The sequence below is a fragment of the Bacillus sp. ISL-4 genome (assembly GCF_018613275.1).
Lineage (GTDB): Bacteria > Bacillota > Bacilli > Bacillales > DSM-1321 > Peribacillus > Peribacillus simplex_E.
Genome location: NZ_JAGGQN010000068.1, coordinates 1 through 6,338, shown reverse-complemented (window position 1 = coordinate 6,338; position 6,338 = coordinate 1). Strand labels below are relative to the sequence as shown.

At 35.4% G+C, this 6,338-nt stretch carries 7 protein-coding genes and 1 pseudogene; 5 read left to right on the top strand and 3 right to left on the bottom strand.

Going from position 1 to position 6,338, the window contains the following annotated elements; all coding sequences use genetic code 11:
• Positions 1 to 278 (top strand): annotated as a pseudogene (locus J7J00_RS26235) (IS1595 family transposase); the annotation flags it as partial.
• A gap of 136 nt (positions 279 to 414) precedes the next feature.
• Here J7J00_RS26235 and J7J00_RS26230 read toward each other — a convergent pair.
• The 3 genes from J7J00_RS26230 to J7J00_RS26220 all read right to left on the bottom strand — a co-directional run bounded on the left by J7J00_RS26230 (position 415) and on the right by J7J00_RS26220 (position 1,893).
• Positions 415 to 975, bottom strand: a complete 561-nt coding sequence (locus J7J00_RS26230) for a hypothetical protein (RefSeq protein WP_214795927.1) — start codon at positions 973 to 975, stop codon at positions 415 to 417.
• A 373-nt stretch (positions 976 to 1,348) separates the two neighbouring features.
• Positions 1,349 to 1,621, bottom strand: a complete 273-nt coding sequence (locus tag J7J00_RS26225; RefSeq protein WP_214795925.1) for a DUF3847 domain-containing protein — start codon at positions 1,619 to 1,621, stop codon at positions 1,349 to 1,351.
• A gap of 5 nt (positions 1,622 to 1,626) precedes the next feature.
• Positions 1,627 to 1,893: a hypothetical protein gene (locus J7J00_RS26220; RefSeq protein ID WP_214795923.1), complete on the bottom strand. Its 267-nt coding sequence runs from the start codon at positions 1,891 to 1,893 to the stop codon at positions 1,627 to 1,629.
• A gap of 216 nt (positions 1,894 to 2,109) precedes the next feature.
• On the opposite strand from J7J00_RS26220, the gene mobQ reads away from it, so the two are divergent.
• The 4 genes from mobQ (at position 2,110) to J7J00_RS26205 (ending at position 6,055) form a co-directional block, all read left to right on the top strand.
• Entirely contained in the window at positions 2,110 to 4,122 is a 2,013-nt protein-coding gene (gene mobQ, locus J7J00_RS28725; protein WP_214795921.1) for a MobQ family relaxase, read from the top strand.
• Between the two features lie 238 nt (positions 4,123 to 4,360).
• Positions 4,361 to 4,687, top strand: a complete 327-nt coding sequence (locus J7J00_RS28465; protein WP_286201591.1) for an AbrB family transcriptional regulator — start codon at positions 4,361 to 4,363, stop codon at positions 4,685 to 4,687.
• Positions 4,688 to 4,776: 89 nt separating this feature from the next.
• Positions 4,777 to 5,151, top strand: a complete 375-nt coding sequence (locus J7J00_RS28460; protein ID WP_309487251.1) for an AbrB family transcriptional regulator — start codon at positions 4,777 to 4,779, stop codon at positions 5,149 to 5,151.
• 130 nt (positions 5,152 to 5,281) lie between these two features.
• The gene (locus tag J7J00_RS26205; protein ID WP_214795919.1) at positions 5,282 to 6,055 is read left to right on the top strand and encodes a class I SAM-dependent methyltransferase; all 774 of its coding nucleotides are present in this window, start codon (positions 5,282 to 5,284) and stop codon (positions 6,053 to 6,055) included.
• The last annotated feature ends 283 nt before the right edge of the window (positions 6,056 to 6,338 follow it).

The following is a 6,338-nucleotide window of genomic DNA, read 5'->3' as shown; positions in this document are numbered from 1 at the left end:
TAAAAGGCTTGTTGCACGAGACGATTAATGAACGTCAGAAGCAACGTGTGAAAAAAGGTATCTATCATATACAGCACGTTAATAACTTTCACAACAGACTAAAGGGTTGGATGGAGCGTTTTCAAGGAGTCGGAACATATTATCTGGATAATTACCTTTACTGGTTTCGCTGGCTAGAAATAGGAAAGAATATGGCATTTGATAAACGAGTTGAACAAATGCTTATTTCAGCTTGCCAAAGATCTAATTATCATACTGTTGAGACGTTCAGAAGTTAACCGGCTTTAGGAGTTTGGTGTACTAAAAAACACCCAGAGCATTTTAATCTAAGCGTGATAATACAATTGATCCGTTTAATCATTAGAGCCCCCGATTGTTGAATAACTGATACAATTCTACTTATAGCCGGTAACGTTAGATATCGCTGCTGTTAATATCAAGTGAGTAATCATCGGATATATAGTTTGGGATTTTTCCAGGCGAGTTAAATAGACTATTCTTACTGAATATTGTAAATCCAACCTCTTCCATATCGACAAATGTTTCGACTTTATTTATATCAAAATTTTTAAATACTATAGGTCTATTCCATTGTCTTGAGGGAATTAAATCCTGCTCTACAATACCTTTCCCGTGAAAAATGAATACACTTAGTCCATTACTAACTAATTCTTTTGCTAATTCACTAACCAGATTCAATTTCTTTACAGAATCAACTTTGATAATAGCACCATCTGACGAAAACTCATAAAAAGGAATATTATTTTCAATTAAAGTCTTTTTTTCATATCCAAAGATCATTGATTCTAAAACAAAAAAAACAGGTAAACTGAACATTTTTTGAACTAAGGAAATGATAAAATCATTTGGGATATCACTAATCCCTATAGAGATAGAAACAAAGATATCTTTTGGAAAGTCAAAGCTATTAATTATACTTTGGTGTGAGTATTGCACAAAATATTCTTTTTTCAACTTTTAGCCTCCTTCAGGGTCTAATCCTTTTAAATCCTTACTATTACGTTATGCAGCAATTGTCCCCGTTAATGAAAAAGTACTTTATTCTACAATCCGGCTCGTTTGTTGATTAAAATCACTTATATTTTACCATAAAAATGCAAGTGATTTGTTTTTATCCTGAGAGCAACAATCTTTTAGAAAACAGCCAAATTTAATGACAAAATAAATACCATAACTAATAAGAACTAAATAATTCATATTGGATAAAAAAACTAAAAGGATAAAAAATGGTTCCTTTATATATTGAAATGAAGAAATTTAAAGTAGCGAAACTGTTTATGTGTGGTTAATTTATGGGGCTTTCAAGAATGGCTTTATCTTATTATTTTTAATGGATTTCTTCATCTAAACTTTTTATCTGTCGAATTACATATTCTTTATTTTTATTTTTAAAATTAGCTAATACTTTTAGTAAGTTTTCAGTGTCCTCTAGGGACAAGTTTTCTTCTTCTAAGTACTTTTCCAGAAGTGCTCCTTTTTGAATCAGTCTTCGCGTTCGTTCTTTTCTAGCTTCGTTTGATATTTTATGTTCTAGAACCCTCTTCTTTTGCTCAAGAACCTTTATTCTGTCCTTCATTTTTTGTAATTCTTCGTTAGGCATATGAATTACCCTTTAGGTGGATTTTGTGAAAAATTCTTCTCTTCCTCATTATCCTCTTTTGAAGAAGAGGCTTCACCTAATGATTTCACTTGATTATTAAATGAATCTATTAATTCCTTTGCTTCATTCACATCTTCCACTTCCCATGAATCCATTAGATATTTCCCAATCTCCCTCTGAGTGTTGGTCAATATCCTTTTCTGTCTTTCTTTCAATCTTTTGATTTGCTCTTCAATACTTAAAATTTGTTCTTTAGTACTCTGCTTCACCAACACTAGCACCCCTTATGGATAGTTTTCCTAATTGTAACACTTGTCCTATAATATGGAAAGTGGTAGAATGATCCCGAAGATTAAGATCAAGGGCGCACTTATATACCACTATCGTGTTATTGTGCATTGGTTCCTTCTTCGAAGAAACCAATTTCGTGAAGCGTCTGAAAAATTCGCTTCGCTCATGTTATGAAAAGAAAGAGAGGTGCTTGAACCGTGGCCATCTATCATTTCTCCAATCAGATTATTTCAAGAAAAAAGCAACAAAATACCATTGCTGCAGCTGCATATCGTTCTGGTGAGCGATTGGTAGATGAAAGAACCAATGAGTCCAAGTTTTATAAAAGACAAGTCGAACCGATTACTCATATTCTTGCGCCTAGTCATGCACCTAAATGGGTATATGATCGTCAGCAATTATGGAATGAAGTGGAGAAAGTAGAAAGACAATGGAATGCACAACTGGCCCGTGAAATGAATGTAGCCTTACCAAAGGAACTATCTCATGAAGAGCAAGAACAATTAGCCATTAAATTTTGTAATGAGGTTTTTGTGAAGGATGGCATGGTCGCAGATTTAGCGATCCATAGAGATGATGAAGAAAATCCACACTTTCATATCATGTTAACCATTCGACCTTTTAATGAAGAGGGAACATGGGGAAATAAACAAGTGAAGATTAAAGAAATCATTAATGGAAAACAACAAATAAAGGCCATACATACAACTGATTGGAATACCAAAGAAAAGCTTGTTTACTGGAGAGAGCAGTGGGCGACTTATGCAAATCAATTCTTAGAGAAAAATGGTTTTCCTGAAAGGATCACACATTTATCGAATAAAGTTCAAGGGCTTGAAACACTCCCGACCATTCATGAAGGAGTTGTTGCAAGGCAGCTGCAAAATGAAGGGAAAGAATCTGAAAGAATTCGAATAAATATGGAGCGTAAAGAGTACAACAAAATCATCATCGAATTGTCAGAAGTGAAGAAAGAAAAACAGATAAAAGAAAGAACAGAGAAGTTTATTCGCCGCTTCACTCCTTTAGAGAAAAAACAACTACGTGAGTCAGCCAAATCCTTACGACTTTTTGTCAATTACGAAAACATCAACACTAGAAGGAGCCAGTTAGAAAAATGGCATGCGCGACTAGAGTTCAGTCAGGATTCCGTTGATACATTTAAAAAAATGAACCGGATTGAAAGAGAAACAGACATGTTAGATCAAGCTGAAAATATTTTGGAAAATGAGGCCAATAGGTTTTTAGAAAAGTATTATCCGAATTTTAATATTGAGAATCATTCTAAAGAACAAAAAATTGAGGTTGTTGAAACGACGGTCACCCAGAATAAAAGGTTAAGTAGCCATGAAATTGAAAAAGTTATTACCTATTTAGAGAAAAAGCAAATCGAAAAGGACCTATATGTTTTACTGAACAATAGACCACAGTTTGTTCTTTCCATACAAAGAGAAATACAAAGTGCAGAAAAGCAGTTCGAGAATTTGCGTTTGAAAAATGGGATTAATTTTGCTGATGGGTCAACAATCAAAAATGCTTCTGAAAAAGAGTTAAGTCAAATGCAGTTTTTATTAAAACAAAAAGAGAATTTGAACAAATCATTAGGCCTGTTGGGGCAGCTTTATGACCAACAACTTCACGTTATGTATCCTAATTGGGATGGACGTAATTATTTATCGATTGAACAAAAGGAATTCTTTGTCATGGCAGAAGAGTACTATGGGACAAACATTACGCCTGAGGATTTTTCAAACCCACCAAGAAAATACTCTAAAGATGAACAAATAGAAATTATTTTCTCTTTTTATCAAATTAGTAACGGTCATATGAATTCATATAAACAAAATCAATCTATTGAGCTCTTAAATAAGAGGTATCCAGATTTCCAAACGGATAATCAATCTTATAAACATATGTTCTATTATGAGTGCATGCGATATTCAGATGAAATTGGCCGAGAACGAATGAATCAACTTAAAAGTGCATTTGATGTCCAGTCTGTTGGTAAAGAAGAGGACTTCCAACTTGAGCGTTCCACCACTTTCGGTCCGAAATCTAATCATAATTCAAACTTCTTGTCTTATGATGGTTCCGATTTCTTTTCTATTCTTGAGAGTGCCATCCGTGAAGCTGATCGAAAATGGAGAGAAGATGAACTTGAACAGAAGAATAAAAACAAGAGGAAAAGACAAAAGGGAATGGAACGCTAATTGGGGTAATTTTATGGATGTCGAACACATTTTAGTGTTCTTGTCGAAGGCTTACTATCTCAACCTTTTTCATATGTGAAATGGGATTCCCCGTATTAGTTACGTATTGGGCAATGTATTTTAGCAATTGAGTTAGGGTGGAAAATCAATTTGTCTGTTCTGCATATCTTTAAAGAAAATTGGGTGACCATCCTGATTATACTGCTTTTGTCTTTTCTGTATTTTCTGGCTTTATTTTATGGAAATCCAGCGGAACAGATATGTTAACGAGCTTTTTTTTGGAACAGCACCTACTTCTTCTGCAATGCCGGGCATTGCAGAAGAAGTAGGTGCAAATACAGTAGTCGTCACCATTATTCAGACAATGCGTGTTTTTCTAGTTGTGTTTACCGTCCCGAACATTATCTCTTCTTGGATTGCCCATCCTGCTGACCATACAGTCACTTATGTCCCTTTTGAAACACCTAGTTTTGAAATGGGCCAGGTTCTTTGGACAGTTGTTTTAAGGTTAACAGGATGGGGCGGATACTATATAGGAAGATATTTGAGGTTACTCGCCCCATGATTAGTCGGAGGTATGATAAGTGTTGCAATTGTTTAAACGCTCGTTTCTTCTTATACCGGATATAATATCATGATCTGGCGGATCACAGTGTGATCGTTTTATCCCGAATTTTCATTGCTGCAAGCATTGGTTCTCGTTTTCATAAAAATATGTTAATAGGATTAAGGAAAACGATGGTTGTCGCTTTATTAAGTACTTTTGGTCTTATCTCTATTATGTTTGTCTGTGCGTTTTTTGTTTCAAAAGTGACTGGAATCACATTCGTCACAGCTGCTTTGGCTTTCGCACCTGGCGATATTGCGGAAATGGCCACCATGTCAGTCGTTCTTCATGCGGATTCCACTTTCGTGGTAGCTGTACAAGTGCTTCGTATCCTCGTTGTTTGTATTCTTTTGCCTCCTTTTTTTAGGTTGTTGAATCACTGGAAGAAAAAGAAAGATACGTATTCCAAAGTATCGATATAATCTTTCACCATGGAATGAGTGAACTCAAAATTCACTCTATAACTTGTAGAAGCGTCACCAAATTAATGTGCAGAGTTAACCAACTATCATCATTTTTGTTTTGATTTTAAAAAGAAATGGGGAGAGGGAAATGAGTAATAAAGACAAGGTGGTCAATCAGTTCGGAAAGAATGCCGGGAAATATGTGACAAGCAAAGGACACGCCAAAGGAAAAGACCTGGAACGTCTCTTTGAAATCGTAAAAGAACATAAAAATTCGAGTCTTCTTGATATTGCAACCGGCGGCGGGCATGTGGCCAATAAGTTAGCACCTTTATTTAAGAAAGTGGCGGCTCTTGATTTGACACCTGAGATGCTGGACAAGGCAAAAGGTTTTATCCAGGCAAATGGGCATACAAACGTTTCCTTTGTCCAGGGAGATGCCGAAGCATTGCCATTCCCGAATCAGACATTCGATACCGTCACATGCAGAATAACGCCCCATCATTTTCCGAATATTGATCTATTTGCAGGTGAAGTATCTCGAGTATTAATGGAAGACGGGTTGTTTATATTGATTGACAATGTTGCTTCCGAGGTGGACGAATACGATCAATTTTATAACGAAGTGGAGAAAAGAAGAGATCCAAGCCATTATCGTGCGCATAAAAAAACAGAATGGATTTCACTACTGGAACAAAAAGGGTTTCGAATTGAAACCTTTACTACCTTCAAAAAGCAATTTTTATTTAATGGATGGTGCGATATGATGGACCTTTCCGAAAACGAAAAAATAGAATTAAATAACTATATGGTTTCATCGCCCGAAAATATTATGGAGTTCTTCTCCATCGAAATCGAAGATAATCAAGTATTGTCATTTCAAGGAGAAGCCATGTTGCTGGCAGCTAGAAAAGAAAGATAAGGAGTTCACTGAATTTTAAAAGGAACGTAGGGTCAATTTATCACACTTTTAAGTCTTGGTCCTTTATCATTTCAATCATACTTGTTGGTTTAGGCAAATCGATTTCTGTCGTTCCGTTATTTTCATAAACAGTAATTTGGAAGTAAGTAACCGATAAGTTCAGTTATTTCAAGAATCCAAGTTGGACTCCTTGTTCCCGTAATTTTGTAGCAAGGTCTGTTTCCATAAAATCGCAAATAAAAGCCTATCCAATGGATAGGCTTTTCAGACTGTAGACAAACTC